18 protein-coding genes are annotated in these 26,237 nt (G+C 50.0%); 15 read left to right on the top strand and 3 right to left on the bottom strand.

The window, feature by feature from the left end; genetic code table 11:
• Nucleotides 1-63 precede the first annotated feature (63 nt).
• Nucleotides 64-1,848: a S8 family peptidase gene (locus tag DW819_RS09405; RefSeq protein ID WP_118733063.1), complete on the bottom strand. Its 1,785-nt coding sequence runs from the start codon at nucleotides 1,846-1,848 to the stop codon at nucleotides 64-66.
• Between the two features lie 169 nt (nucleotides 1,849-2,017).
• On the opposite strand from DW819_RS09405, the gene DW819_RS09400 reads away from it, so the two are divergent.
• Together DW819_RS09400 and DW819_RS09395 are read left to right on the top strand one after the other, a co-directional pair.
• Nucleotides 2,018-2,527, top strand: coding sequence for a signal peptidase II (locus DW819_RS09400; protein WP_118733062.1), 510 nt, complete (start codon nucleotides 2,018-2,020; stop codon nucleotides 2,525-2,527).
• A 36-nt stretch (nucleotides 2,528-2,563) separates the two neighbouring features.
• Nucleotides 2,564-3,877 carry a hemolysin family protein gene (locus DW819_RS09395; protein ID WP_118733061.1) on the top strand — a complete coding sequence of 438 codons (1,314 nt, stop codon included), beginning with the start codon at nucleotides 2,564-2,566 and terminating at the stop codon, nucleotides 3,875-3,877.
• An 80-nt stretch (nucleotides 3,878-3,957) separates the two neighbouring features.
• On the opposite strand, the gene DW819_RS09390 is transcribed toward DW819_RS09395, so the two are convergent.
• The gene (locus tag DW819_RS09390; RefSeq protein WP_118733060.1) at nucleotides 3,958-4,317 is read right to left on the bottom strand and encodes a TIGR04086 family membrane protein; all 360 of its coding nucleotides are present in this window, start codon (nucleotides 4,315-4,317) and stop codon (nucleotides 3,958-3,960) included.
• A gap of 245 nt (nucleotides 4,318-4,562) precedes the next feature.
• On the opposite strand from DW819_RS09390, the gene rpsL reads away from it, so the two are divergent.
• The 5 genes from rpsL to DW819_RS09365 all read left to right on the top strand — a co-directional run bounded on the left by rpsL (nucleotide 4,563) and on the right by DW819_RS09365 (nucleotide 10,892).
• Nucleotides 4,563-4,988 (top strand): 30S ribosomal protein S12, encoded by a 426-nt coding sequence (gene rpsL, locus DW819_RS09385; RefSeq protein ID WP_118733059.1) that lies wholly within the window; start codon nucleotides 4,563-4,565, stop codon nucleotides 4,986-4,988.
• 167 nt (nucleotides 4,989-5,155) lie between these two features.
• Nucleotides 5,156-5,626 carry a 30S ribosomal protein S7 gene (gene rpsG, locus DW819_RS09380; protein WP_118531413.1) on the top strand — a complete coding sequence of 157 codons (471 nt, stop codon included), beginning with the start codon at nucleotides 5,156-5,158 and terminating at the stop codon, nucleotides 5,624-5,626.
• 15 nt (nucleotides 5,627-5,641) lie between these two features.
• Nucleotides 5,642-7,762: an elongation factor G gene (fusA, locus tag DW819_RS09375; RefSeq protein ID WP_118733058.1), complete on the top strand. Its 2,121-nt coding sequence runs from the start codon at nucleotides 5,642-5,644 to the stop codon at nucleotides 7,760-7,762.
• Nucleotides 7,763-7,945: 183 nt separating this feature from the next.
• Nucleotides 7,946-9,139, top strand: coding sequence for an elongation factor Tu (gene tuf / locus DW819_RS09370; protein WP_118733057.1), 1,194 nt, complete (start codon nucleotides 7,946-7,948; stop codon nucleotides 9,137-9,139).
• Between the two features lie 235 nt (nucleotides 9,140-9,374).
• Nucleotides 9,375-10,892 (top strand): S8 family peptidase, encoded by a 1,518-nt coding sequence (locus DW819_RS09365; protein ID WP_118733056.1) that lies wholly within the window; start codon nucleotides 9,375-9,377, stop codon nucleotides 10,890-10,892.
• Nucleotides 10,893-11,021: 129 nt separating this feature from the next.
• Here DW819_RS09365 and DW819_RS09360 read toward each other — a convergent pair whose 3' ends face one another.
• Nucleotides 11,022-12,491 (bottom strand): D-alanyl-D-alanine carboxypeptidase family protein, encoded by a 1,470-nt coding sequence (locus tag DW819_RS09360; protein WP_243025768.1) that lies wholly within the window; start codon nucleotides 12,489-12,491, stop codon nucleotides 11,022-11,024.
• Between the two features lie 266 nt (nucleotides 12,492-12,757).
• Here DW819_RS09360 and nrdD point away from each other — a divergent pair, with 266 nt between their 5' ends.
• The 8 genes from nrdD (at nucleotide 12,758) to DW819_RS09320 (ending at nucleotide 26,237) form a co-directional block, all read left to right on the top strand.
• Nucleotides 12,758-14,947, top strand: coding sequence for an anaerobic ribonucleoside-triphosphate reductase (nrdD, locus tag DW819_RS09355; protein WP_118733055.1), 2,190 nt, complete (start codon nucleotides 12,758-12,760; stop codon nucleotides 14,945-14,947).
• A gap of 166 nt (nucleotides 14,948-15,113) precedes the next feature.
• Entirely contained in the window at nucleotides 15,114-16,028 is a 915-nt protein-coding gene (locus DW819_RS09350; RefSeq protein ID WP_118733054.1) for a LysR family transcriptional regulator, read from the top strand.
• Between the two features lie 227 nt (nucleotides 16,029-16,255).
• On the top strand, nucleotides 16,256-17,326 hold the full coding sequence (locus DW819_RS09345; protein WP_118733053.1) for a tripartite tricarboxylate transporter substrate binding protein: 1,071 nt from the start codon (nucleotides 16,256-16,258) through the stop codon (nucleotides 17,324-17,326).
• A gap of 16 nt (nucleotides 17,327-17,342) precedes the next feature.
• Entirely contained in the window at nucleotides 17,343-17,777 is a 435-nt protein-coding gene (locus DW819_RS09340) for a tripartite tricarboxylate transporter TctB family protein (RefSeq protein ID WP_118531399.1), read from the top strand.
• Nucleotides 17,778-17,805: 28 nt separating this feature from the next.
• Entirely contained in the window at nucleotides 17,806-19,296 is a 1,491-nt protein-coding gene (locus DW819_RS09335; RefSeq protein WP_118733052.1) for a tripartite tricarboxylate transporter permease, read from the top strand.
• Between the two features lie 42 nt (nucleotides 19,297-19,338).
• A complete protein-coding gene (locus DW819_RS09330; protein WP_118531395.1) occupies nucleotides 19,339-20,538 on the top strand; it encodes a mandelate racemase/muconate lactonizing enzyme family protein in 1,200 nt (399 codons plus the stop codon).
• Nucleotides 20,539-20,796: 258 nt separating this feature from the next.
• The gene (locus DW819_RS09325; RefSeq protein WP_118733051.1) at nucleotides 20,797-22,176 is read left to right on the top strand and encodes an ABC transporter ATP-binding protein; all 1,380 of its coding nucleotides are present in this window, start codon (nucleotides 20,797-20,799) and stop codon (nucleotides 22,174-22,176) included.
• A gap of 914 nt (nucleotides 22,177-23,090) precedes the next feature.
• Nucleotides 23,091-26,237, top strand: a complete 3,147-nt coding sequence (locus DW819_RS09320) for a glycosyltransferase (RefSeq protein WP_243025770.1) — start codon at nucleotides 23,091-23,093, stop codon at nucleotides 26,235-26,237.

The raw sequence follows: 26,237 nt of genomic DNA, 5'->3' as shown, positions 1-26,237 counted from the left end.
TTATTCTGTATGGTCTGACCGAACCTTCGGACTCTATTAGTTATTCTTTAAATTTTTATATTGTTATTCCCGCATCTGCAGAAATGCCCGGTACAGATTCAATGTTCCATACCCCCACTGGGAATTGGGATAGCGGAACGCTTCCTTGCGTTCTGCCCCGCGGATGAGAATGGATTTTACGGAAATGCTGGTGAGGGTTGTGTCATTTCCCTGGGTGAACCCCCAGGAGAAGAGGCAGGCCACAGCTCCGGCGGTGATGGCGGCGGCTATGGAGGAGCCTGTTTTTCGGGTGAGGGAAATGGAACTGGACGGCGGGACAGCTTCACGGACGGCGCTGTCTGTCTGCCGGGGCAGGCGGGAAGTGCCGGGCAAAATCCCCGGTCCTTGCACGTTGACGCCGGGGGCAGCAAGGTCCGGCTTGATCTGTCCGGTGGCGGTGAAGCCGCGGCTGCTGTGGATGTAGAGGATGCCGGTGACATGATTGTATGTGCTGACGGTCAGAAGCAGCGGCGCATTTCCCGGATCGGTGATGGTGATGTCCGGGTCCGGACGGAGAAAGCCGGTGTCCTCCGTGAGAAATCCCTGCATGGGGAGCCAGATATGAAATTGCCCGGAGACAAGCAATGTGGGATAGACCCGGATATGCCAGATACCGGGAGCCGGAGCGGTAAAGCGCAGGAAGGCTAAAAAGCGCCCGGAGGAGGATTCGGTGATCTGATAGCTGATAAAAATGCTGGAAGCATCAAGCTTAAAAGAGAATGTATTTTCCTCCCCCACAGACATGGGGACCCGTTCGATGACTTCCCCGGAGGGCGAGATGAAGCCTAATGTGTAAACCTCCGAGGCATCGGCCCACAGCTCCATGGAAAATCCGGAGGTGGAATCTGCCACGCGAAGCTCCACATCCTCATATTTCTGATCCGGGGCAAGCTTCCCCAGGTAGTGATGCCGGAATCCGGATTCATTGCCGGCCCCGGTGACGCAGGCGAAGCCACGGGTGCCGCTTAAGGCCTGCAGCTGCATGGCAAGGGGCGAGATTCCGCTGTGGCTTCCCTGGCTGGTCCCTGCACCGAGGCAGAGTACCAGAGGCATCCGGTACTGTCCGGCTACACCCAGCAAAAATGCGGCTGCGGTCATGATATCATTTTCCTGGTAAGCGTCAGCGTCAGCCGCCACTGCAAAGAATTCCCGCAGATACTGCTTGGCAGGCTTTAACCGGACCACCGCCAGCATGGCATCCGGCGCGGCACCGGAAAATGCGGACGGGTTCTGTATCTGGCGGCCTGCGGCAACTCCGGCCAGAAAGGTACCGTGTCCGTTGGTATCAGTGGATGGCACCAGCTCAAAAGGATTTTCCGAGGCCAGGGCACGGTTTATCTCTTCCCGGCGGTAGACGGTGCCGTAGAATGGCTGAAATCCTGCCACCGGCTCAGGTGGATTTTCGCTTTCCAGGGTCTGATCCCAGATGCGTAAGATCCGACTGGTGCCGTCCGGATTTTGAAACAGTGGATTTGTATAATCGATCCCGGTATCGATCAGCCCGATCAGGACGCCCTGGCCGGTGCTCATGAGATTTGGCTGGGAAAAGACCGGGAGGATTCCGGAGGCTTCCGGTGCCGTAGTATCCTGAAGACCGTAAAGCTTGGGAATCGCTGAGTAGGTGTGATGCGCGAAGCTTAAAGGGAGGACACCGGAAAGCGGCACATGGACAATGGCGTATTCCTGGCTTACCAGATTCACACACCGGGTCCGGGCCAGCTCATAGAGTGATTCCACAGCCCGCGGAGAATAGCGGACGATGAAATCGGCAACATCTTCTGAGGCGGGTGAAATATTGCAGGAAATCATGGAAACTCCCAGAGGTTTTTCCTGATAGTATATGACGAAAAATCAGAACTGTTACGGATAGATTGCGATTTGACGGCATTGCGTTTCAATAGTACAATAAGAGTAACTGCGCGGCAGCCTGCCGCTTTCAAAATCGCAGGAATTTTTGAAAATCAGGAGGAATCTGTCTATGCTCTATACAGGAATCATTGCAGCACTTTCATCACTGGATCTGGGGATCAAATGGCTGATCGAACAGGAAAAACCGGAAGAGTTCCCGAAGCCGCTGCCGCATGCAAAAGGAAAAATCCTGCTGTACCGGAATCACAACGCCGGTTTTCCCTTCGGCTTTCTGGAACAGCATGCAGAGCTTGTGCGGATGCTGCCGCTGGCGGTGATCTCAGGACTGGCCGGTTTTCTGGCTGCGATCCTTCCGCAGAAAGGAAAAACCGTACAGAAATTCGGCATTGCTGTTATTCTTGGCGGCGCTGTCAGCAATCTTTATGACCGCATGATCCGTCACTATGTGGTGGACTATTTCAGCATTCAGTGTGGAAAACTGAAGAAGGTTGTCTTCAATCTTGGGGATATCTTTGTATTTCTTGGCTCCGGCATTCTGTTCGGAGCGGAGATCGTAAAGGAAATCCGGAGGATGCTGCCGGAAAAAACTCCTGTTGACAGCAGTCGTGAAACCATGTAAAATCGAATGAAAATAAAAAAGGAGCGAAATATTTCTATGTTAGATTCTGGAGACAGTACGGGCATACAACTGGCGGCGGTTTTGATCCTGCTGATGCTGTCAGCGTTTTTCTCCTCGGCGGAGACTGCCCTGACTACGGTAAACAAGATGCGGGTGCGTACTCTGGCAGAGGGTGGTGACAAGCGTGCAGCCATGGTGGCGGCAGTCATCGAAGATCCGGCCAAGATGCTCAGCACCATTCTGATCGGCAACAACATTGTGAATCTGTCAGCCTCTTCCCTGATGACAACCCTGACCCTGCGCGTGTTTGGCAATGCGGCGGTTGGCGTAGCCACCGGCGTGCTGACGCTGCTGATCCTGGTATTCGGTGAGATCACGCCAAAGACTATGTCCACGCTGTATGCGGAGAAAATCTCTTTTGCCTATGCAGGTGCCATCCATGTGCTGATGGTGGTTCTGACTCCGGTAATCTTCATTGTCAATAAGCTGTCCATGGCAGTCCTCTTTCTTTTGCGTGTAGACCCCAACAAAAAGCAGGATCCCATAACAGAGGATGAGCTCCGGACGATCGTGGAAGTAAGTCATGAAGAAGGCGTTATTGAGAGCGAAGAAAAGAAGATGATCAACAACGTATTCGATTTCGGGGATGCTGTTGCCAAGGATGTTATGGTGCCGCGTATCGATATGGTCATGGTAGATGTAAACGCAACCTTTGACGAGCTCATGGAGCTGTTCCAGAATGAACGCTTTACCCGTATTCCGGTTTACGAGGAAAATACGGACAATGTCATCGGCATTGTGAATATGAAGGATTTTATTCTGTTTGATCATGAAAAGGAAAAGAATTTTTCCATCCGTGATTATCTGCGCCAGCCACTCTATACCTACGAATACAAGAAGACGGCCGAGCTGATGCTGGAGATGCGCAAAACCTTCAACAATATCGTTATCGTACTGGATGAGTACGGTGCCACGGCAGGTCTCATTACCCTGGAGGATATGCTGGAGGAGATCGTGGGAGAAATCCGTGACGAGTACGATCAGGATGAGGAAGACGAGGTCAGGGAGGTCAGTCCAGATGAATATCTGGTCAACGGTTCTGCCAAGCTGGATGACTTAAATGACCGTCTGGGGCTGGAGCTGGAGTCTGAGGATTATGATTCCATCGGCGGTCTGGTGATCGGCCTGTTAGATCATCTGCCGGAAGAGGGCGAGGAAGTCGATTACGGGAATCTTCATCTAAAAGTAGAGGAGATGGACAAAAACCGGATCGGAAAGATCCGTCTGCAGATCCACCATCAGGAAGAAACAGAGGATGGAGAACCGGAAAAAACAGAGGAGCACGAATAAAACAGCGAAAAAGAAGAGGATGCAGCAAACTGGTTCCGACACGTAACGGCTCCGGATTTGCTGCATCCTCTTCTGTTGTGTCAGCTTAAAATTCCGCCTATCATGCCGCCGGCCGCGCAGCAGGCCAGAACCGGGAGCATTCTGGTAAGTTCCGGCATCTGACCGTGGCGCAGCAGGACAGACGCGGCAAGGAGGGCCAGAAAATAAAGCATTCCAGTGAGCAGCCCCCAGAAAAATCTCCGTGTACGCAGCGCCTTGCCGCAGAGCAGGCCGCCTGCGAGGCAGGAGATGACATAGAGGGCGTAGACGGCTGGAGTGATCTGGGATTCCTTTAGCTTGAGCCGGTACAGGACGAGGGTCAGGATGAATAAAAGCAGGGCAGATAAGAGATAAGAGGCAAGCAGGGAAATTAAAACGGCTTTCGGGCGGGATGGAAGCATAAAACTCCTCCTTTTCGGGAATACTCTGATTGCTTCATTTTATTCCGGGCTGTCCTCAGATATACGCGATATAAAATGGCTTAAATACTAAGAAAATCAGGCGGAAAATTACAAAAATATCCTTGACATGCCATCATCAAACGGATATAATGATATGGCGTGCGAAAATCGCAGGATTTTTTGATGCGCAAAAAGCTGAAAAGAATTACAGCAACCAACAGACAATATCACAGGAGGTGAAAGGAATGCCAACATTCAACCAGTTAGTGAGAAAGGGAAGACAGACCGCAGAAAAGAAGTCTACCGCACCGGCTCTGCAGAGAGGATACAACTCCTTACAGAAGCGTGCAACCAGCACTTCTTCTCCGCAGAAGAGAGGTGTCTGCACCGCAGTTAAGACTGCAACCCCGAAGAAGCCGAACTCTGCACTTCGTAAAATCGCCAGAGTACGTCTTTCTAACGGTATCGAGGTAACCAGCTACATCCCGGGCGAGGGACACAATTTACAGGAGCACAGCGTAGTATTAATTCGTGGTGGTCGTGTTAAGGACCTTCCGGGTACCAGATACCACATCATCAGAGGTACTCTTGATACCGCAGGCGTAGCCAACAGAAAGCAGGCTCGTTCCAAGTACGGCGCTAAGAGACCGAAAGACGCTAAGAAGAAATAATAAGTAACAGCTTACACTAGTAGTACCACTAACGTAAGTAAAAGTAGTTAGTGCCGGGATGATATTGCCTGTGGTTGCAGGAATAGATAGAACCGTGCGCGAACACATTTTTATGGAAACATGTGAGTACCTATGAATTAATTTCTATAATTAAGGAGGGAAGTAACGTGCCACGTAAAGGACATATTCAGAAAAGAGATGTATTAGCAGATCCTTTATACAACAACAAGGTTGTAACCAAGCTGATCAACAATATCATGCTTGATGGTAAGAAGGGTGTTGCACAGAAAATCGTATACGGTGCATTTAACCGTGTAGAAGAGAAGAGCGGCAAGCCGGCTCTGGAAGTCTTCGAAGAGGCTATGAACAACATCATGCCTGTTCTGGAGGTTAAGGCAAAACGTATCGGTGGTGCTACCTATCAGGTGCCGATCGAGGTTAAGCCGGAGAGACGTCAGACTCTTGCACTTCGCTGGATCACCATGTTCTCCCGTAAGAGAGGCGAGAAGACCCAGGAAGAGAGACTGGCAAACGAGATTATGGACGCAGCAAACAACACTGGTGCATCTGTAAAACGTAAAGAAGACATGCATAAGATGGCAGAGGCTAACAAGGCCTTCTCCCACTTCAGATTCTAATAGGAGGAAAAAGCTTTGGCTGGAAGAGAATATCCGTTGGAGAGAACCAGAAATATTGGTATCATGGCTCACATCGATGCTGGTAAGACCACTTTGACTGAGCGTATCCTGTATTACACTGGTGTAAACTACAAAATCGGTGATACTCACGAAGGTACTGCTACCATGGACTGGATGGAGCAGGAGCAGGAGCGTGGTATTACCATTACTTCAGCAGCTACTACCTGTCACTGGACCATTCATGGCCAGGACAACCGTCCGATCAAAGGACAGCCGGAGTATCGTATCAACATCATCGATACCCCAGGTCACGTAGACTTCACTGTTGAGGTAGAGCGTTCCCTTCGTGTACTGGACGGCGCTGTAGGCGTGTTCTGTGCAAAGGGTGGTGTAGAGCCGCAGTCCGAGAATGTATGGCGTCAGGCTGATACCTACAACGTACCGCGTATGGCATTCATCAACAAGATGGATATCCTGGGCGCTAACTTCTACGGCGCAGTAGAGCAGATCCGTACCAGACTTGGTAAGAACGCTATCTGCTTACAGCTGCCGATCGGTAAAGAGGACGAGTTCAAGGGTCTTGTCGACCTGTTCGAGATGCAGGCTTACATCTACAACGATGATAAGGGCGACGACGTTACTGTTTGCGAAATCCCGGATGATATGAAGGATGATGCAGAGTTATATCACACCGAGCTGGTAGAGAAGATCTGCGAGCTGGATGATGATCTGATGATGCAGTATCTGGAAGGCGAAGAGCCATCTATCGAGGAACTGAAGAAAGTATTAAGAAAAGCTACCTGTGAGTGTACTGCTGTTCCGGTATGCTGCGGTAGTGCATACAGAAACAAAGGTGTTCAGAGACTTCTGAACGCAGTTATCGAGTTCATGCCGGCTCCGACCGATATCCCGTCTATCAAGGGTACCGATATGGATGGCAATGAAGTATTCCGTCACTCTTCTGATGAAGAGCCGTTCGCAGCTCTGGCATTCAAGATCATGACTGACCCGTTCGTAGGTAAGCTGGCATTCTTCCGTGTGTACTCCGGTACCATGAATTCCGGTTCCTACGTTCTGAACGCTACCAAAGGCAAGAAAGAGCGTGTTGGCCGTATCCTTCAGATGCATGCTAACAAGAGACAGGAAATTGACAAAGTTTACTCCGGCGATATCGCTGCAGCAGTAGGCTTTAAGATTACCGGTACCGGTGATACCATCTGTGATGAGAATCATCCGGTTATCCTGGAGTCCATGGAGTTCCCGGAGCCGGTTATCGATATCGCTATCGAGCCGAAGACCAAAGCTGGTCAGGGCAAGATGAGTGAGGCACTTGCGAAACTTGCAGAGGAGGATCCGACCTTCCGTGCATCCACCAACCAGGAGACTGGCCAGACCATCATCTCCGGTATGGGTGAGTTACATCTGGAGATCATCGTAGACCGTCTTCTGAGAGAGTTCAACGTAGAAGCAAACGTTGGTGCTCCGCAGGTTGCTTACAAAGAGACCTTCACCAAAGCCGTAGACGTAGACAGCAAATATGCGAAGCAGTCTGGTGGTCGTGGTCAGTACGGTCACTGTAAAGTTCACTTCGAGCCGATGGATGCGAACGCAGAAGAAACCTTCAAGTTCGAGTCTACCGTTGTCGGCGGTGCTATCCCGAAAGAGTACATCCCGGCAGTTGGCGCTGGTATCGAAGAGGCTGCTAAGTCCGGTATCCTTGCCGGATTCCCGGTACTCGGTGTAAAAGCTACTGTATACGATGGTTCTTACCATGAGGTCGACTCTAACGAGATGGCATTCAAGATCGCCGGTTCCATGGCGTTCAAGGAGGCTATGCAGAAGGCAGGCGCTATCCTGCTTGAGCCGATCATGAAGGTTGAGGTTACCATGCCAGAGGAGTACATGGGTGATGTTATCGGTGATATCAACTCCCGTCGTGGCCGTATCGAGGGTATGGATGACTTAGGCGGCGGTAAGATCGTAAGAGCATACGTTCCGCTTTCCGAGATGTTCGGTTACTCTACCGACCTTCGTTCCAAGACTCAGGGACGTGGTAACTACTCCATGTTCTTCGAGAAGTACGAGCCGGTTCCGAAGTCCGTACAGGAGAAGGTTATCAACGAGCATAAGAAATAAAGTAATCTAATTTCCGAAGCAGAAGCTCCGCGGTTGTTTTTATCAGAAAACATGCCGCGGGGCGGCTGGCCGGAGTAGAGAAAAGGCTTGAAAATATTGCGTAAATAGCATATAATAAAGAACAGCCTAACCATATAATCAATCGCCCGTACTAGGCGGGCAAATCAAGGAGGACGTTATAAAATGGCAAAAGCAAAGTTTGAAAGAACCAAACCGCATTGTAACATTGGTACCATCGGCCACGTTGACCATGGTAAAACCACTCTGACCGCAGCAATCACCAAAGTTCTGGCTGAGAGAGTTGCTGGTAACACCGCTACCGATTTCGAGAACATCGATAAGGCTCCGGAGGAGAGAGAGCGTGGTATCACCATTTCTACCGCACACGTTGAGTATGAGACTGAGCACAGACACTATGCACACGTTGACTGCCCAGGACATGCTGACTACGTTAAGAACATGATCACCGGTGCAGCTCAGATGGATGGCGCTATCCTTGTAGTAGCAGCAACCGATGGTGTTATGGCTCAGACCAGAGAGCACATCCTGCTTTCCCGTCAGGTAGGCGTACCGTACATCGTTGTATTCATGAACAAATGTGATATGGTTGACGATCCGGAACTGCTTGAGTTAGTAGACATGGAGATCCGTGAGCTGCTGAACGAGTACGAGTTCCCGGGCGATGACACCCCGATCATTCAGGGTTCCGCTCTGAAGGCTCTTGAGGATCCGCACGGTGAGTGGGGCGACAAGATCATGGAGCTGATGGACGCAGTTGACAGCTGGATCCCGGATCCGCAGCGTGAGACTGATAAGCCGTTCCTGATGCCTGTAGAGGATGTATTCACCATTACCGGTCGTGGTACCGTTGCTACCGGCCGTGTAGAGCGTGGTGTTCTTCATCTGAACGATGAGGTTGAGATCGTTGGTATCCACGAGGAGACCAAGAAGACCGTTGTTACCGGTATCGAGATGTTCCGTAAGTTACTGGATGAGGCTCAGGCTGGTGATAACATCGGTGCTCTGCTTCGTGGTATCCAGAGAACTGAGATCGAGCGTGGACAGGTTCTGTGTAAGCCGGCATCCGTAAAGTGCCACAACAAGTTTACCGCACAGGTTTACGTTCTGACCAAAGACGAGGGTGGTCGTCATACCCCGTTCTTCAACAACTATCGTCCGCAGTTCTACTTCAGAACAACTGACGTAACCGGCGTTTGCGAGCTCCCGGAAGGAACCGAGATGTGCATGCCTGGTGATAACGTAGAGATGACCGTTGAGCTGATCCATCCGGTAGCTATGGAGCAGGGTCTTCGTTTCGCTATCCGTGAGGGTGGTAGAACCGTAGGTTCAGGCCGTGTTGTTTCTATCGTTGAGTAATCACTGATCAGAAATTAATCGAAATTTTTATATAATGTAGATGCGCCTGGTGCGCCTACTGTGTCCAAACGTAAGATGACCCGTGGAGATTTTCTCCACGGGTTTTTCTGTTGTGTGGATTTTTGGAATTTCACACAAAGTTCAAACTAAAGTGCTGGCAGATATGCTATAATGTAGCGAGTGCAAGAGAACCGAAAGCGTGCTCGCACGGTTGCGGTGAACGGAGGAAGTGATTATGAAAATGAAATGGAAACAGCAGGCGGTTACTGCTCTGATGGCGTTGTTCTGCGGAGCAGGTCTTCACATTGCCGCATCGGCAATGCCTGGTGCCCGTTATACCTTCCATGCGGATGTATATGGGCCGGGGGTGATAAACCTTTCTGCTTCAGACAGCTATTCCAGATACCAGTGGGGACTGAAAAATGATGCGGAGCTGCAGTACAGTGAGATCACAAACCGCTTCCGCGACAGTAATCCGAAGCTGGCAAACTACATTGATCTGGCAAATTATTTTGGCATGCCAGCTCCGGTAGCCGGACCGGATGCTTACCGTATTAAGGAGATACGGGCGCGAAGAGGTGTAGATATTAACATTCTGCCAGCGTGGAACCTTTACGACTCCAGCACGGAGGAACACCGTCACGTGGTCGTTGCAGTGATTGATACCGGAATTGATATCAGTCATCCGGATCTGAAAAATGCAATCTGGACCAACGAAGACGAGATTCCGGGAGATGGCATTGACAATGACGGGAACGGTTATATAGATGATGTTCACGGCTGGAACTTTTTTGATGGAAACAACGAACTCTGCAAGGGCAGAGAGGATGACCATGGCACCCATGCGGCAGGCACCATCGCTGCGGCCCGCGGAAATGGCGGTATTGCAGGTATCACGGACAACAACTATGTTAAGATTATGGTGCTCAAGGCACTTGGAACCCGGTACGGTGTGGGAGAGGAAAAGGCTATCATCGAGGCCATCCGCTATGCGGAAGCCAATGGAGCCTCCATCTGCAATCTCAGTTTTGGCACCACGGAGTATTATCCGGAGCTGGAGAAGGTGATGCGGGATTCCAAAATGCTGTTTGTGGTATCAGCCGGAAACGGAAATGCAAAAGGAATCGGGGAGGATACGGATCAGAAACCGGATTATCCCTCATCCTTTGATCTGGATAATGTGATTTCGGCAGCAAACCTGATGTTTGACGGAAATCTTGCAGAGAGCTCCAATTACGGGGCAAAGAGTGTGGATATCGCAGCACCGGGTACTTATATCGTCAGCACCATCGCAGATAACGGATACGGCTTCATGACCGGCACCTCCATGTCGGCCCCCATGGTGACCGGTGCGGCGGCAATGCTGTATTCCTATCGCACGGATCTGCAGCTTTCAGACATCCGGAAGGTTCTTCTGGAAACAGCAAGAAAGCTTCCGACCCTGAATGGAAAGCTCAGCAGCAACGGCATGCTGGACCTGTACGCAGCGCTGAACTATGGAAGAACGACAGAGACAGCGGACAGCGCGCAGACAGAGCAGACTGCAGCAGATGGACAGAATGAGGAAGACAGGCAGGATACAGAGCAGACTACGGCAGGTGGTCAGAATGTGGAAGACAGGCAGGATGCAGAGCAGACTGCGGCAGATGACCAGAATGCAGAACAGGATCCGGAGGCCGGACAGGGCACAGCATCTGCTGCCTCCAAAACAATTACAGCGGGAGGCGGAGAACCGGTCAGCCTGGGGTGGTAAGCGTGTCAGAAAGTAAGCGCTTATGTCAGAAGAGCATTAAAAAAGTATCAGAAAAGCCCATGAAAACAACGAAACAGTTTTCATGGGCTTATTTGATTGCGATCTGTGGTAAAACCTGCCAGATCCGGGTTATTTCTTTCTGGTTTTGTTTTTGTATTCGGATAGAAGACGCTCAAACTCTTCTTCGTCACCAGAGCGCTGGAGTCTCTGTCTGCGGCGTTCGCGGCGCTCGGCAAGTGCCCTGGCTTCTTTCTTTTTCGAATAGATAAGCCAGCTGATCAGACTGATCACTGCAAGAACGAACAGAACGATGAGGATTGTGACCAGAACCCCTGCCAGGGAAAAATTGCTGCGGGCAGGACGGGGGGGGTCTGTGTCAGCACCGTCTGACGGTTCAGACGGAGTCGAAACATCCGTGGAAGACGGGGCATCTGCAGCAGAATCATCGCTGTCGATGGTGACACCATCTTTCGCCAGCAGATAGGCAGTTCCCACTACCCGGTCGTTGTAGCTGTATGTGAGGAGCGCTACCGCGTTTTCGGGGCTGATTTCCGGCAGGGCACCGAGGGAAATGTCAGCATCCTCAAAGGAGGCGCCATTTGGCAGCGTAACAACGCTGTCCGGGTCGATCATCAGGTCTGATGCCCGGAAGGAACCCTTATCAAGGCTGATGGTCTCGTCACCGGTGACATACCGGCTCTCGTAATCTGCAATGGTATAGTTCTGGAAAGACCGGAAGCCGAATTCCAGAAGTGCCTTTCCGTCTACAAAATACTGTCTTGGCTGACCCTTCAGGATAACGGATACCAGACGGCGGTTATCCTTGACGGCGTAGGTGACCAGCGTGTTTCCGGCCTTGATCAGATACCCGGTTTTTCCGGCGATTGCCTCCGGATAGTAATACGGGCTGGTGGAATCTTCGGTCACGCAGAGCCGGTGCTCTCCGCGGATGGTGAAGCCATCCGGGTTCTGGGTGGTCGGCGCGATCCTATGGGTGGTGGCAGAGCTGATCTCTACCAGGGTTTCATTGTCGTAGGCAGCCTGGGCGATCAGGGCCATATCGTAAGCGGAAACATACTGATTATCGCCGTTTAAGCCGGATGGGTTTTCGAAGTGACTTTCCTGACATCCAAGCTCCGCCAGTTTTTCATTCATCATGTCCACAAAGGCAGAAATACTGCCTGCCGTATGCTCGGCCAGAGCATTGGCGGCCTGGTTGCAGGATACTAGCAGCATGGAGTAGAGACAGTCTTCTACGGACAGCTGGTCACCTGCCACAACGCTGATTTTATTTCCGCTGTCGGCCTCAACCTGGTTGACAGCCGTTGTAGAAAATGTTACAGTATCATCCAGATTGCAATTTTCCAGGACGATGAGTGCTGTGAGGATTTTGGTGATACTGGCCGGCGGGTAGGTCAGGTGGATATTCTGACCATACAGAATGGCACCGGAATCCATATCCATGACAATGCCTGCCTCAGCCATGATGCCGGTATCGGAGGGCCAGTCCGGTTTTGCCCAGACTGTCAGAATGAACAACTGGCATGTTAGGACAAAACATACAAATTTTGATATCGTTTGTTTCCATTTATTTAGCAATGTGCAAACCTCCCGTGTTCTTTTTCCGTTTGCCGGTTCGAGTGAAAAGCAAGGAACTCTGCGGAAATTTCCGTATTTTGGCAAACCGGACCTGTCTAATCATACCTTATGTAAAATAAATATTCAACCAAATATTCCATGAAATATTCGTGAAATTGCCACTTCCATTTTCCCTGTATTTGTAGTATCATAGTCTCTGCTACGATATATAGTTGTTTATAAACAATAAAAATACAAGATATAGTATATTTGAGAGGGGTTTAGGCATGACTACGGATGTTAAGACAAATGTCATCAAGAGAAACGGCAAGGAAGTTTCTTTTGATGTCTCTAAAATCGTGAATGCGATCACAAAGGCAAATGCCAGTGTGGATCATCTTCATCAGCTGAATGAATATCAGATCAATGCAGTGGCAGATATGATCGCTAAGCAGGTGGAAGAGGCTACGCATGCGGTAAATGTAGAAGATATTCAGGATATGGTAGAGACCGGCATCATGGAGATGCGCGGTTATGAGGTGGCACAGAAATATGTGCGTTATCGTTATAAGAGAGAGCTGACCAGAAAGTCCAATACCACGGACAATGGCATTCTTGCTCTGATCGAGCATCTGAATGAGGAAGTAAAGCAGGAAAACTCCAATAAGAATCCGGTCATCAACTCTACCCAGCGTGATTACATGGCCGGCGAGGTCAGCAAGGATTTAAGCCGCCGTGTCCTGCTTCCGGAAGAAATTGTGCGCGCGCATGAGGCCGGTATCATCCATTTCCACGATACCGATTATTTTGCGCAGAAGGAGCATAACTGCGACCTGATCAATCTGGAAGATATGCTCCAGAACGGTACAGTCATCAGTGAGACCATGATCGAGAAGCCGCACAGCTTCTTTACTGCCTGCAATGTTACCACCCAGATCGTGGCGCAGGTGGCCAGCAACCAGTACGGCGGACAGTCCTTCTCCCTGGCTCATCTGGCACCGTTTGTGGATATCAGCCGCCAGAAGCTGCGTAAGAACGTGATCGAGGAGCGCAAGGAGTGCGGAGAGGCTCTGGATGAGACCATCATCAACCGTGTAGTAGAACGCAGACTGCGTGAGGAGGTCAAGAGCGGTATCCAGACGATCCAGTATCAGCTGATCACTCTGATGACCTGTAACGGACAGGCACCGTTTGTGACCATGTTCATGTATCTGGACGAGGTCCCGGAGGGACGCACCCGTGATGATCTGGCTATGATCATCGAAGAGGTTCTGATCCAGAGAATGCAGGGTGTAAAAAATGAAAAGGGTGTCTGGATCACTCCGGCCTTCCCGAAGCTGATCTACGTTCTGGATGAAGATAACATTGCGGAGGATTCCAAATACTGGTATCTGACGGAGCTGGCTGCAAAGTGTACTGCAAAGCGTATGGTTCCGGATTATATTTCTGCAAAGATCATGAAGGAATTAAAGGGCGGAAACGTATATACCTGCATGGGCTGCCGTTCCTTCCTGACTGTGGAGGATTCCCAGAGAAACGCAGACGGAAGCCACAAGTTCTACGGACGTTTCAATCAGGGTGTTGTTACCATCAACCTGGTGGATGTAGCCTGCTCTTCGGAGGGCGATATGGACCGCTTCTGGGAGATTTTTGAGGAGCGCCTGGAGCTCTGCCACCGCGCGCTGCGCTGCCGTCATGAGCGTCTGCTTGGAACCATCTCCGATGTAGCCCCGATCCTGTGGCAGAACGGTGCCCTGGCAAGACTGAAAAAGGGTGAGACCATCGACAAGCTTTTGTTTAACGGCTATTCCACCATCTCTCTGGGCTACTGCGGCCTGCATGAGATGTGCGTACGCATGACCGGCAAGTCCCATACAGATCCGTCTGCAAAGCCGTTTGCCCTGGCTGTTATGCAGAAGATGAACGACAAGTGCAGGGAGTGGAAAGAGGCCGAGAACATCAGCTACTCCGTATACGGAACCCCGATGGAGTCCACCACCTATAAGTTCGCGAAATGCTTACAGAAACGTTTCGGTATTATTCCGGGCGTAACCGATAAGAACTACATCACCAACAGCTATCATGTTCATGTCAGTGAGGAAATCGATGCCTTCAGCAAGCTGAAATTTGAGTCCGATTTCCAGAAGCTGTCTCCGGGCGGTGCGATCAGCTATGTGGAAGTACCGAACATGCAGCAGAATATCCCGGCAGTCCTGTCTGTCATGAAGTTCATCTATGAGAACATCATGTATGCAGAGTTGAATACCAAGAGCGATTACTGCGAGTGCTGCGGCTACGACGGTGAGATCAAAATCGTCGAGGATGAGGCAGGTAAGCTGATCTGGGAGTGCCCGAACTGCGGCAACCGTGACCAGGACAAGATGTCTGTTGCACGCCGTACCTGCGGCTATATCGGAACCCAGTTCTGGAACCAGGGACGGACGCAGGAAATCCGCGACCGCGTGCTGCATCTGTAAAAACGGAAATAATATATTGTATGCCAGGCGGACAGAAAAACATAGCAGTTGTTTTTCTGTTCGCCTCTTCACATTTTTTGCGAAAGATAACGGTCATATTTTGTTGATTTTGTGGTAAAATAGACGTCATGCGAGAGAGAATCGACATAATTGGGGAGGGGATACAATGCAGCTACGTGATATCCAGTATGTAATTGCGGCTGCGGAAGCTGGCAGCTTTTCTAAGGCAGCGCTTGTGGTGCACGTAAGCCAGCCTGCGTTGAGCCAGATGATTCAGCGTCTGGAGGATGAGCTTGGGGTGAAGCTTTTTATAAGGAAGAGCAACAAAGTAATCCTCACAGAGGAGGGTGCTATTTTCTGCGAAGAGGGGCGGGAAATCCTGAATCGCAGTCAGCATCTGATTAGCCGGATGCGGGAATTTAAAGAGCTGACCCAGGGAAAGTTGTCAATTGCCATTGCGCCATTTTACCAGAAGAATTTTCTGCTTCCGTTTCTGGCGGAATTCCGAAAAAAATATCCGGGAATCATGGTGCAGGTGGTAGATGCGTTTTCCAATTACTCGGAGGAACTGCTGATGAACGGGGAAGTGGATCTTGCACTGGTTATGCTGCCGTTCCACAGCGGTACGATTCGGTATGAACCGCTTTACCGGGAGCAGATTTATCTGGCGGTTCCGAAGCATTCGGATGTATGTCAGAAGTTGGGGGGATCTGAATCACGGGAACTGGAGACGGAAGATCTGCGGAAGCTGCAAGAGGAGCCATTTATTCTATATGAACGTGGACGGCGTATGTATGAAAGTTCTCAGAAATTGTGCAGAAGTGCCGGATTTGTTCCGAAGGCGGCATTTTTATCCAATTCCTGCGAAAGCCTGAATGCGATGGTGGGAAATGGCATGGGAATCGGGTTTGTACCTTCCTCGGTAGAAAAAACAGCGAACCATGAAGAAATCGTATATTACTCCATCAACAGCCCAGATGCAATCCGGACACTGGCGGTCGGATATTTGGAGAAGAACTTATCGGCGGCTGCACAGGAGTTTGTGAAGATGGCCAAAAAACAGAATAGGATTACTGGATAACAGGAAATCTGAAAGGAAAATGCGATAACCTTTCAGATTTCTTTTTTTATTGCGATAAGTTTATGTTATAGGCATATTGTTTATGGATATTTCCCAATAAAAGCGCGGTGTGTTAAAATGGTGATAGTTAAAAGAGACAAAAAAAGATAAAAATAATGAAAAAAATAAACAAAACAAACAAAAGCCTGAGCGGCAAAAAATAACATTAAGAAAAGAGAGGGATCGCTATGAAAAAAAGAAATCTGAAGGTAATGGCTATGATGGCAGCAGCAGTTCTTGCATTATCCGGATGTTCTGGTGGGGGAAACACTGCGACAGAGGCACCGAAGTCAGACAGCAGCGCAGCTGCTACAGAAGCAGCCGCAGATACCAAGGCAGCCGATGACAGTAAAACGGCCGACAGCGGAAAAGCAGCAGTTCCCACAAATTACCCGACCAAATCCATTGACCTGGTTGTACCGTTTACCGCAGGCGGCAACGTAGACCTTTCCTGCCGTATCCTGGCTCAGGAGATGGAGAAAGAACTGGGACAGCCGGTCAGCGTTCTGAACAAAGAGGGTGGCGGTGCCGTTATTGGACAGACTTATGTAGCAAACTCCAAACCGGACGGCTACACGCTTCTGGCTATGACCTCATCCTTCGTTACCAACGTTCTGAGCGGAACTACTACTTATGATATGGATTCCATTATCCCGGTTGCAGAGTACTGCTTCGACCCGGAGATTATCGTAGTATCCGCAGATTCCGGAATTGAGACTATCGATCAGTTCGTAGAAGAAGGAAAGAAGAGAGAGTTACTGAATACCACACCTGGTTTCTCTACCTCCCATCACATTGCAAGCCTGTTATTCTCCCAGAAGACCGATGTTCAGTTTGAGTATATGCATACCAACGGATCATCTGAGCAGACTGTACAGCTGGCAGGCGGACATGCTGAGGTTGGCTTTACTACTTACGCCGGTGCAGCTTCTCTGATCGATCAGGGCAAGATCAAGGTTCTGGCTATCTGTTCCGATGAGAGAAGTGAAAATCTTCCGGATGTTCCTACCTTAAAGGAAAGTGGTATTGACTTCACGTATGGTTCCTACAGAGGTATTGGTGTTCCAGCCGGCACTCCGGATGAGATCGTTCAGTACCTGTCTGATACCATGGAATCTGTTATGAACTCTGACGAAGTAAAAGACCAGTTTGCAAACAGCGGACTTCCGATTACCTATGCAAATTCATCAGACTTTAAGGCTATGCTGGATGAAGACTACAAGAATATGGAATCCATTCAGGATCTTTTGAAGGAATAAGAAGGGGGAGTACACTGTGGGTAAGAAAGACTGTGGACTTGGAATTGGCGCGATCGTCTTAGGTATTGCAGTATTTGTATATTTTCAGGGCCTTCCTGGTGCTGCAGGATCATACCCGAAGCTGGTCAGCGCGGCTATTGTAATTTTAGGAATTCTGATTCTGGCGGGTTCTTTCAAGGCTGCAAAGCAGGAAGAACCGGCTCAGAAGGAAAAGAAAAATATTTCCTATAAAACCGTGGCTTTGATTGTAGTGTATCTGTTTGCATACTATTTCCTGTTCCAGTATGTGGGCTATGTAATCCCAACGTTTCTGATGATGTTAGCCACATCGGTAACACTGGGATACCGGAACTGGAAGGTTCTGATCCCAACCGATCTGTTGATCAGCATTGGTTTGTATCTGGCATTTACACAGTTATTCCATGTAAGATTCATGGGTCTGTTTTTCTAAAATCATGTGAGAAAGGAGTGGAGAGAAAATGTCCAGTATTTTCTTGGGATTTCAGACGGTAGCTTCACCGATGGTGCTGCTGTTCCTGGTTCTGGGCTGTGTAGTCGGACTGGTAATCGGAGCTCTTCCGGGTCTGACCGGTAATATGGCGATTGCGCTGATGGTACCGATGACCTTTGGCATGCAGCCGAGTGTGGGGCTTGCGTTTCTGGCAGCAATCTACTGTTCTTCCATTTATGGCGGTTCGATTTCCGCAATTTTACTTGGTATTCCGGGAACCATCTCCAGTTTCGCGACAACACTGGATGGTTATCCACTGGCGAAACAGGGGAAGGCAGGCCTGGCCCTTGGAACTTCCACCATGGCCAGTGTCTTTGGCGGACTGTTCAGTGCCCTGGTGCTGATGTTTTTAACCCCGGTACTTGCAGATTTCGCGTTAAAGTTTGGTCCTGGTGAGTACTTTGCAATTTCTCTGTTAGGTATTGCCTGCATTACCAGCATCAGCGGTGACAACATTCCGAAAGGACTTCTTTCCGGCATGATCGGTCTTCTGATCGCAGTCATCGGTATGGATCCGCAGAATGGTACTCCGCGTCTGACCTTTGGCAATGTAAACCTGTTAAGTGGCATCAGCCTGGTAGCTTCCCTGATCGGTCTGTTTGGTATCGTATCCGTTATGAAGACTGCGGAAGCCTGCAAAAATGTGAAAACAACAAGTACTATGCCGACAGTCGATAATGTCTGGATTGGCTGGAAAGAATGTATGCGTCAGTTCCCGGTATGGCTGAGAGCTTCCGTAATCGGAACCATCGTCGGCATCATCCCGGGTGCAGGAACCAATGTAGCGACTTTCATGGCCTACGATATTGAGAAAAAGCTGTCCGGTGATCCGGATTCCTTCGGAAACGGAAACGTAAACGGTGTTGCGGCTCCTGAGGCAGCCAACAATGCAGTAACCGGCGGTTCCCTGGTGCCACTTTTGGCACTGGGCGTTCCTGGAAACTCCACATCCGCATTGTTCCTTGGCGCAATCATGATTCACGGCATGAGAACCGGCCCGGTATTCTTTACCGAGCATCCGGATATCATTTATGGCCTGTTCATTTCCATCATCATTGCGAACATTATCATGGCGCCTCTCGGAATCTTTACCCTTCGCTATATGAAGACCATTCTTTCCGTTCCGGAGGAACTGCTGGCAGGAATTATCTTGGCATTTTGTGTAACGGGTGTATTCGCACTGGCCACCAACCCGTTTGATGTGCTCGTGCTGATCGTATTTGGCCTGATTGGCTACTTCTGCTACAAATTCAAGATTCCGACCGCACCGATGATTGTGGCTATGGTGCTGGGATCCATGACGGAGAACAACTTAAGACAGGCGCTGATCGCAAGCAAGGGTTCTTGGAATTTCCTTTATACCCAGCCGCTTACCCTGACCATCGTAATCATTGCCCTGTTAAGCTTCTTCTTCCCGTTTATTGCAGCTCTGATTAAGAAAAGAACAAAGAAAGCGTAAAAGGCGCAGTATGAAATAACGAATGTACAGGAGGATTGTCAGATGAAAATTACAAAAGTAGATGTGTTTATGCTGGATGCCGGTTCTCAGAGATGGCAGAGAAAACCGATCGTGTGCCGTATTTATACCGATGAAGGCATTTACGGTGACGGCGAAGCCGGTATCGCATTCGGAATCGGAAGCACCGCAGCGTTTGGTATGGTAAAAGACCTGGCCGGCCTGATTGTTGGCATGGATCCGATGAATATTGAAGTAATCTGGAATAAGATGTTTAAGTCCAGCTTCTGGGGCATGGGCGGAGGTGCCATCGTATTTGCTGGTATCAGCGCGATTGATATTGCACTGTGGGACATTAAGGGCAAGGCATTAAATGTTCCATGCTATCAGTTAATGGGCGGCAAGTTCAGAAGTCAGATGCGTTCCTACGCTTCCCAGCTGCAGTTCGGCTGGTGTGACAAAATCGGACCTTATGGCAAACCGGAAGAGTACCGCATGATTGCAAAATATGCTCTGGATGACGGCTACGATGCCATCAAGATCGATTTTACCCAGATCGGACCGGACGGCACCCACCTTCCGAAGAGCGAGTGCGAGGGCATTCCGTCCAGAACCTTCATGAAGATGGTAGAGGATCGTATGAAAGCAGTCCGTGATCTGGGATATGATTTTGACCTGATTGTGGAAAACCACTGTCGTACCGATGCGGTCAGCGCGGTTATGATCGGCGAGCTGTGTGACAAGTATAAAGTTATGGCTCTGGAAGAGCCGGTTATCCCGATGAATCCGATGATGCAGAAAGCGGTTCACGACAAGGTGAAAACTCCGATCGCCAGCGGTGAACGTCTCTATGGACGCTGGCATTATATGAACAATTTTGCGGAGAACAATGTACAGCTGTTACAGCCGGATATCTGTAACTGTGGCGGTCTCACCGAGTCCAAGAAGATCTGCGATATGGCACAGGTATTTGATGTAACGGTACAGGCTCACTGCGCAGGCTCCCCGATCTCTACTGCAGCAGCACTCCATATCGAGGCAGCAATTCCGAATTTCTGCATCCATGAGCATCACTTCCGCAGCACCCAGCCGGATTTGACCAGACTGTGCAAGTACGATTACCAGCCGGTTAAAGGTATTTACACCGTTCCGGAGCTTCCGGGACTTGGCCAGGAAATGACCAAGGACGCAATGGACAATGCATTGATGCATGTAACCGTAGACAGAAACGAAAAAGGGCTGTAATTCTCTCTTATGTAACATATAGCAAAAACACGGCAGACTGTGAAATGCAGGCTGCCGTGTTTTTGTTGTTCTCTTGGCTAATTCTGACGATTTTATGAAAATTATGGTGTGCACCCTCACGTGCCTTGCACCTGATGAAATTTAATGGTATACTGTCGTGGTAAATTACCCGTATTGCGGCCAGCAGGGCCGGAAAAACAATAAAATGCCCCGTTTGTGGGCGGTTTTCGGGTCAAAAGGACGGATGAAAGGAATCCTATGTCTTCAAATAACGAATACGCGATCCAGGTACAGGATGTGAGCAAGATATATAAGCTGTATGACAAGCCGATAGACCGGCTGAAGGAGTCTCTCAGCTTAACCCATAAAAACTACCATAAGGACTTCTTTGCACTGAGTGATATTTCATTCAATGTAAAGAAGGGTGAGACGGTAGGCATCATCGGAACCAACGGTTCCGGAAAATCAACGATATTAAAAATCATCACCGGAGTGCTGACCCCGACAAGCGGACAGGTCCGGGTGAGCGGAGTTATCTCGGCGCTTCTGGAGCTGGGAGCGGGCTTCAACATGGATTACACCGGCATTGAGAATATTTACATGAACGGAACCATGATGGGCTTTTCCAAAAAACAGATGGACGAGAAGCTTCCGGATATCCTGGAATTTGCGGATATCGGAGACTTTGTTTACCAGCCGGTGAAAACCTATTCCAGCGGTATGTTTGTACGGCTGGCTTTTGCATTGTCAATCAATGTGGAGCCGGAAATCCTCATTGTGGATGAGGCCCTTTCTGTGGGAGACGTGTTCTTCCAGTCCAAGTGCTACCGCCGCATGGAGGAGATCCGGAAGAACGGAACCACCATTCTTATGGTTACCCACGATATGGGCAGTGTCATCAAATACTGTGACCGGGTGGTGCTTTTAAACAAGGGTCATTATGTGGCTGAGGGCGCGCCGGGCAAGATGGTGGATCTGTACAAGAAAATCCTGGCCAACCAGATGGATGATCTGGAAGAGGAGCTGCTGGAGATGAATGATTTCTCCGGTGGGATGGATGAAGAAGACAGTATAAAAAATACTGCTCCGGCAGAACATGCTGAGGCAAAGCTGGTCCACAGCGGTCTTATGAAGGACAAGATCACCATTAACCCGAACCGTACCGAGTATGGCAACGGCAAGGCGGAGATCTATGATCTTGGTATGTTTGATGAGCGGGGCAACTTAACGAACCTGTTGTTAAAGGGTGAGTATTTTACCATCAAAGAGAAGATCCGTTTCCATGACAGCATCCAGGCCCCGATCTTTACCTACACCATTAAAGATAAGAAGGGCGCGGACTTAACCGGTACCAACACCATGTTTGAGGGGGCGGAGATCCGTCCGGTCAAAAACGGTGACGAGTACGAGGTGAACTTCCGCCAGAAGATGACCCTTCAAGGCGGCGAGTATCTGCTTTCCATGAGCTGCACCGGCTTTGAACAGGGCGAGCATACTGTGTACCACCGTCTGTATGATGTGGCGAACATCACGGTTATTTCCAATAAGAATACCGTGGGTGTTTATGATATGGAGTCTGAGGTGGAGGCGGTGCTGAAACCGGCGGGAGCCGTGAACACGGAAACCGGGAATGCGTGAGACGGAAACTGGTTTGATCGGAACACAAACATGGCGAACAACGAACGTGAACATAAGAAAGAGGTTTTTTGAGCATGAGAAAGATCGATGATGAGATACAGGCGCTCCTCTTAGAGCATCGCGGAGATATCCGGTCCATCCTGAAGGACAACCACAGGCTGGATCTGTTGTATGCACTCTCTTCCCAGCGTGAGCTGCTGCTTGAGTGGTATGACTTTGAACCGGAGGCAGAGGTCCTGCAGGTGGGAGCCGATTACGGTGCGCTGACCGGGCTTTTTCGATCCAGCGTGCGCGCAGTGACGGTGCTGGATGACACGGAAAGTGCTTTGGAAACGGTGCGCCAGCGCTATCCGGGCGCAGCAAATATTTATTACCGAAAGGACAGTCTGGCCGGTTATGCGGCAGAGGCCTGTGCGGAGGGCAAAAAGTATGACTATGTGATCTTTGCGGGAACTCTGACAGCTCCCTATGAGAAACACATTCATGAGGCAAAGTCCCTGTTAAAGCCGGAGGGAATTCTGATCGTGGCTTCAGCCAATGCCCTTGGCATGAAATATTTTGCGGGAACAGTGGAGGAAGAAAATGCACTGACCAAACGTCAGCTGACGGAGCTGCTTTGCGGGGGCAGGGAAACCCAGAGCATGGCCGATGAGAGCGGTGCATTGAAATTCTATTATCCGATGCCGGACTATAAGACTCCGGTCAGCATCTATTCCGATGCATATCTGCCAAAGAAGGGTGATTTAACCCGTGTAACTCCGGCTTACGATTATCCGCCGTATCACCTGATGGAGCAGGGGGAGAAGTTTGACACGGTCTGCGAGGCAGGCCTTTTTGACCTGTATGCTAACTCCTATCTGGTATTCTGGAGCGCAGATCCGAAACAGCTTCAGAAGGAAGATGAGCGGATCTTTATGAAATATAATAAGACAAGACGAGAAGAGTTCCAGATCAAGACCTGCATCTGCGAGCGGAATGTAGCCGGTGCGGAAACAGGAAATAAAGAGCGTTATGTTGAAAAAGCGGCGCTGAGTCTGGACGGCAGCGCTCACATTGCTTCCTTCAAAGAAAAATATGAGAAGCTGACAAAGCAGCACCGTACCTTAAAGGTGGCAGAACCGAAGTTTGCCGAGCACCGCAATTCCGTATTCTTTCCCTATCTGGTGGGAGAGACCTGCGCGGAGAAGCTGGGCGAGCAGTTAGAGGGCGGACAGCTTCCGCTGGATGTGCTGCAGATTGTCATGAACCAGATTTACGATATCAGTCCGGAATGCCGCAGCGCGTTTATCCGCACGGAAGAGTTTGATGAGGTGTTCGGCGCAGACCTGACGGAGGAGGAGCAGAAGCTGCTGCTTTCCGATACGGCCTGCGAGGTTTCCAACATCGACGCATTGTTTGAAAACATGCTGATGACCCGGGAGGGCATTTACTGTCTGGATTATGAGTGGGTATTTTTATTCCCGGTTCCGGAGCATTTTGTGAAATACCGTATTCTCTATTACTTCTATGAGCAATACAGCAGTGTGTTAAAGCAGCTGACCTTAGATCAGATCCTGGGTTACTTCGGCATCACGCCGGAGATGGCTGAGGTGTACCGCAGGATGGAAGAAAACTTCCAGAGCTATGTACACGGCGAAAACCAGGAACTGTATCTGGGCAATTATATGGTATATTCCCGCACTGTGCGTGACATCCGCCAGACCGAAAGCGACCTTGCAAGAGCGAGAGAGCGCATCGAGCAGATGAAGATCCACAGCCGGGAGAAGGACGTGACCATCCGCAAGATCACGGAAGTACAGCGTCTGACCAACAATCATGTCACCAACCTGGAAGCAATCATCCACAACCATGAGCATGAGATCGGGGAGATGGCAAAGACCTTAAATTACTTAAACAAACATGAGGCCATCCTCTTTAAGATCCGCAGGAAGCTGGGCGACAAATTCAACCAGAAGTATCCGAAGGGGTCTGTGGAGCGGAAAAAGCTTCATTATAAGAAGGAATATATGCTGCATCCGCTTCGTTCCATGAAGCTTTACTCCACACCGGAGGGAAGAAATTTACGGGACGGCGATTTCAACATTGGTGAGATCTACCGGGAGCATGGACGCCTGAAATTTGAACAGGTGGAGAACCCGACGGTTTCCATCATTATTCCGGTATACAACCAGATCCACTATACCTATGCGTGCCTGCTTTCTATTTTAGAGCACACGAAGGATGTTTCTTATGAGGTCATTATTGCGGATGACGTATCCACAGATGCGACAGAGCATCTTTCCGAGTATGCGGAAGGACTTGTGATCTGCAGAAACAGTACAAATCAGGGCTTTCTGCGCAACTGCAATAATGCAGCACGCCATGCCCGCGGCAAATATGTGATGTTCTTAAATAACGACACCCAGGTGACGGAGAACTGGCTGTCTTCCCTGGTCCAGCTCATTGAGTCGGATCCGTCCATCGGCATGGTAGGTTCCAAGCTGGTGTACCCGGACGGACGGCTGCAGGAGGCAGGCGGTATCATCTGGAGCGACGGCTCCGGCTGGAACTATGGTCGTCTGGACAACCCGGACAAGCCGGAGTACAACTATGTCAAGGATGTTGATTACATTTCCGGAGCGGCTATTTTATTATCCAATGAATTATGGAATCAGATCGGCGGCTTTGATACCCGCTTTGCACCGGCCTACTGTGAGGATTCCGACCTGGCCTTCGAGGTCAGAAAAGCGGGCTACCGCGTGGTATACCAGCCGAAGTCCAGGGTCATCCACTTTGAGGGCGTTTCCAACGGCACCGATGTGCAGGGTACCGGCTTAAAACGCTATCAGGTGGCAAACAGCAGGAAGCTGAAGGAAAAATGGGCCGATGAGTTCGCAAAGCAGTGCGAGAACGACGGCAATCCGGATCCGTTCCGGGCAAGAGAGCGCAGCATGGGCAAGCCGATCATCCTGGTGGTGGACCATTATGTGCCTACCTATGATAAAGATGCGGGCTCCAAGACCACGTACCAGTATTTAAAGATGTTCTTAAAGAAGGGCTATGTGGTAAAATTCCTGGGTGACAATTTCATGAATGAAGAGCCCTACACCAGTGAGCTGGAGCAGATGGGTATCGAGGTGTTATACGGACCGGAATACCAGGTTAAGATCTGGGACTGGCTGCGGGATCATGGCGATGACATTGCGGTGGCTTACTTAAACCGCCCGCATATCGCGTCCAAATATATTGATTACATTTTAGACAATACCGATATCAAGGTGATCTACTACGGACACGATCTGCACTGGCTGCGGGAGAGCCGTGAGTATCAGATCACGAAGGATCCGAAAATCCGCGAGGATGCGGAATACTGGAAGTCCATTGAGTTTACGCTGATGAGCAAGGCGGCAGTCTCCTACTATCCGTCTTACATTGAGCGTGACGCAATCCACGAGATTGATCCGACCATCAACGTAAAGGATATTACAGCATATGTTTTTGATGAGTTTAAGTCTGACATTCAGGAGGACTTTGCGAAGCGCAACGGACTTCTGTTTGTCGGCGGCTTTGCGCATCCGCCGAATGCAGATGCGGTGCTCTGGTTTGCAAAGGACATTTATCCGCGCATCCGTCAGAAGATGGAGGCAGCAGGTCAGGTTCCGCCGGAATTTATCGTAGTCGGTTCCAAGGTGACCGATGAGATCAGGGCGCTGCAGCAGCCGGACAACGGCATCATCATCAAGGGCTTTGTATCTGAGGAAGAGCTGAGTGAGCTTTATGCCACCTGTCGTGTGGTGGTGGTTCCGCTGCGTTATGGTGCAGGTGTAAAGGGCAAGGTGGTAGAAGCCATCTACAACGGTGCCCCGATCGTCACCACCTCCATTGGAGCGGAGGGAATTCCGCAGGTAGAGGATGTTCTTCTGGTAGAAGACGAGCCGGAGGCATTTGCCGAGACCGTGACCAGACTGTACCAGAGCCCGGAGGGCTGCAGGGCACTCTGCGAGAAGACCCAGAGCTACATCCGCACCCATTTCAGCATGGATGCGGCATGGAAGGTCATTGAGAACGATTTTAAGAGATAG

The sequence above is a fragment of the Clostridium sp. AM33-3 genome, assembly GCF_003480315.1.
GTDB lineage: Bacteria > Bacillota > Clostridia > Lachnospirales > Lachnospiraceae > Brotaphodocola.
This window is presented reverse-complemented; position numbering and strand designations above follow the sequence as displayed.

Excerpts from the sequence above, each read along its gene's own strand:
- DW819_RS09405 (WP_118733063.1), bottom strand. The coding sequence starts at position 1,848 with ATGATTTCCTGCAATATTTCACCCGCCTCAGAAGATGTTGCCGATTTC.
- DW819_RS09390 (WP_118733060.1), bottom strand. The coding sequence starts at position 4,317 with ATGCTTCCATCCCGCCCGAAAGCCGTTTTAATTTCCCTGCTTGCCTCT.
- tuf (WP_118733057.1), top strand. The coding sequence starts at position 7,946 with ATGGCAAAAGCAAAGTTTGAAAGAACCAAACCGCATTGTAACATTGGT.
- rpsL (WP_118733059.1), top strand. The coding sequence starts at position 4,563 with ATGCCAACATTCAACCAGTTAGTGAGAAAGGGAAGACAGACCGCAGAA.
- DW819_RS09400 (WP_118733062.1), top strand. The coding sequence starts at position 2,018 with ATGCTCTATACAGGAATCATTGCAGCACTTTCATCACTGGATCTGGGG.
- DW819_RS09335 (WP_118733052.1), top strand. The coding sequence starts at position 17,806 with ATGTCCAGTATTTTCTTGGGATTTCAGACGGTAGCTTCACCGATGGTG.
- DW819_RS09345 (WP_118733053.1), top strand. The coding sequence starts at position 16,256 with ATGAAAAAAAGAAATCTGAAGGTAATGGCTATGATGGCAGCAGCAGTT.
- DW819_RS09325 (WP_118733051.1), top strand. The coding sequence starts at position 20,797 with ATGTCTTCAAATAACGAATACGCGATCCAGGTACAGGATGTGAGCAAG.
- DW819_RS09330 (WP_118531395.1), top strand. The coding sequence starts at position 19,339 with ATGAAAATTACAAAAGTAGATGTGTTTATGCTGGATGCCGGTTCTCAG.
- DW819_RS09320 (WP_243025770.1), top strand. The coding sequence starts at position 23,091 with ATGAAATATAATAAGACAAGACGAGAAGAGTTCCAGATCAAGACCTGC.
- DW819_RS09395 (WP_118733061.1), top strand. The coding sequence starts at position 2,564 with ATGTTAGATTCTGGAGACAGTACGGGCATACAACTGGCGGCGGTTTTG.
- nrdD (WP_118733055.1), top strand. The coding sequence starts at position 12,758 with ATGACTACGGATGTTAAGACAAATGTCATCAAGAGAAACGGCAAGGAA.
- DW819_RS09365 (WP_118733056.1), top strand. The coding sequence starts at position 9,375 with ATGAAAATGAAATGGAAACAGCAGGCGGTTACTGCTCTGATGGCGTTG.
- DW819_RS09350 (WP_118733054.1), top strand. The coding sequence starts at position 15,114 with ATGCAGCTACGTGATATCCAGTATGTAATTGCGGCTGCGGAAGCTGGC.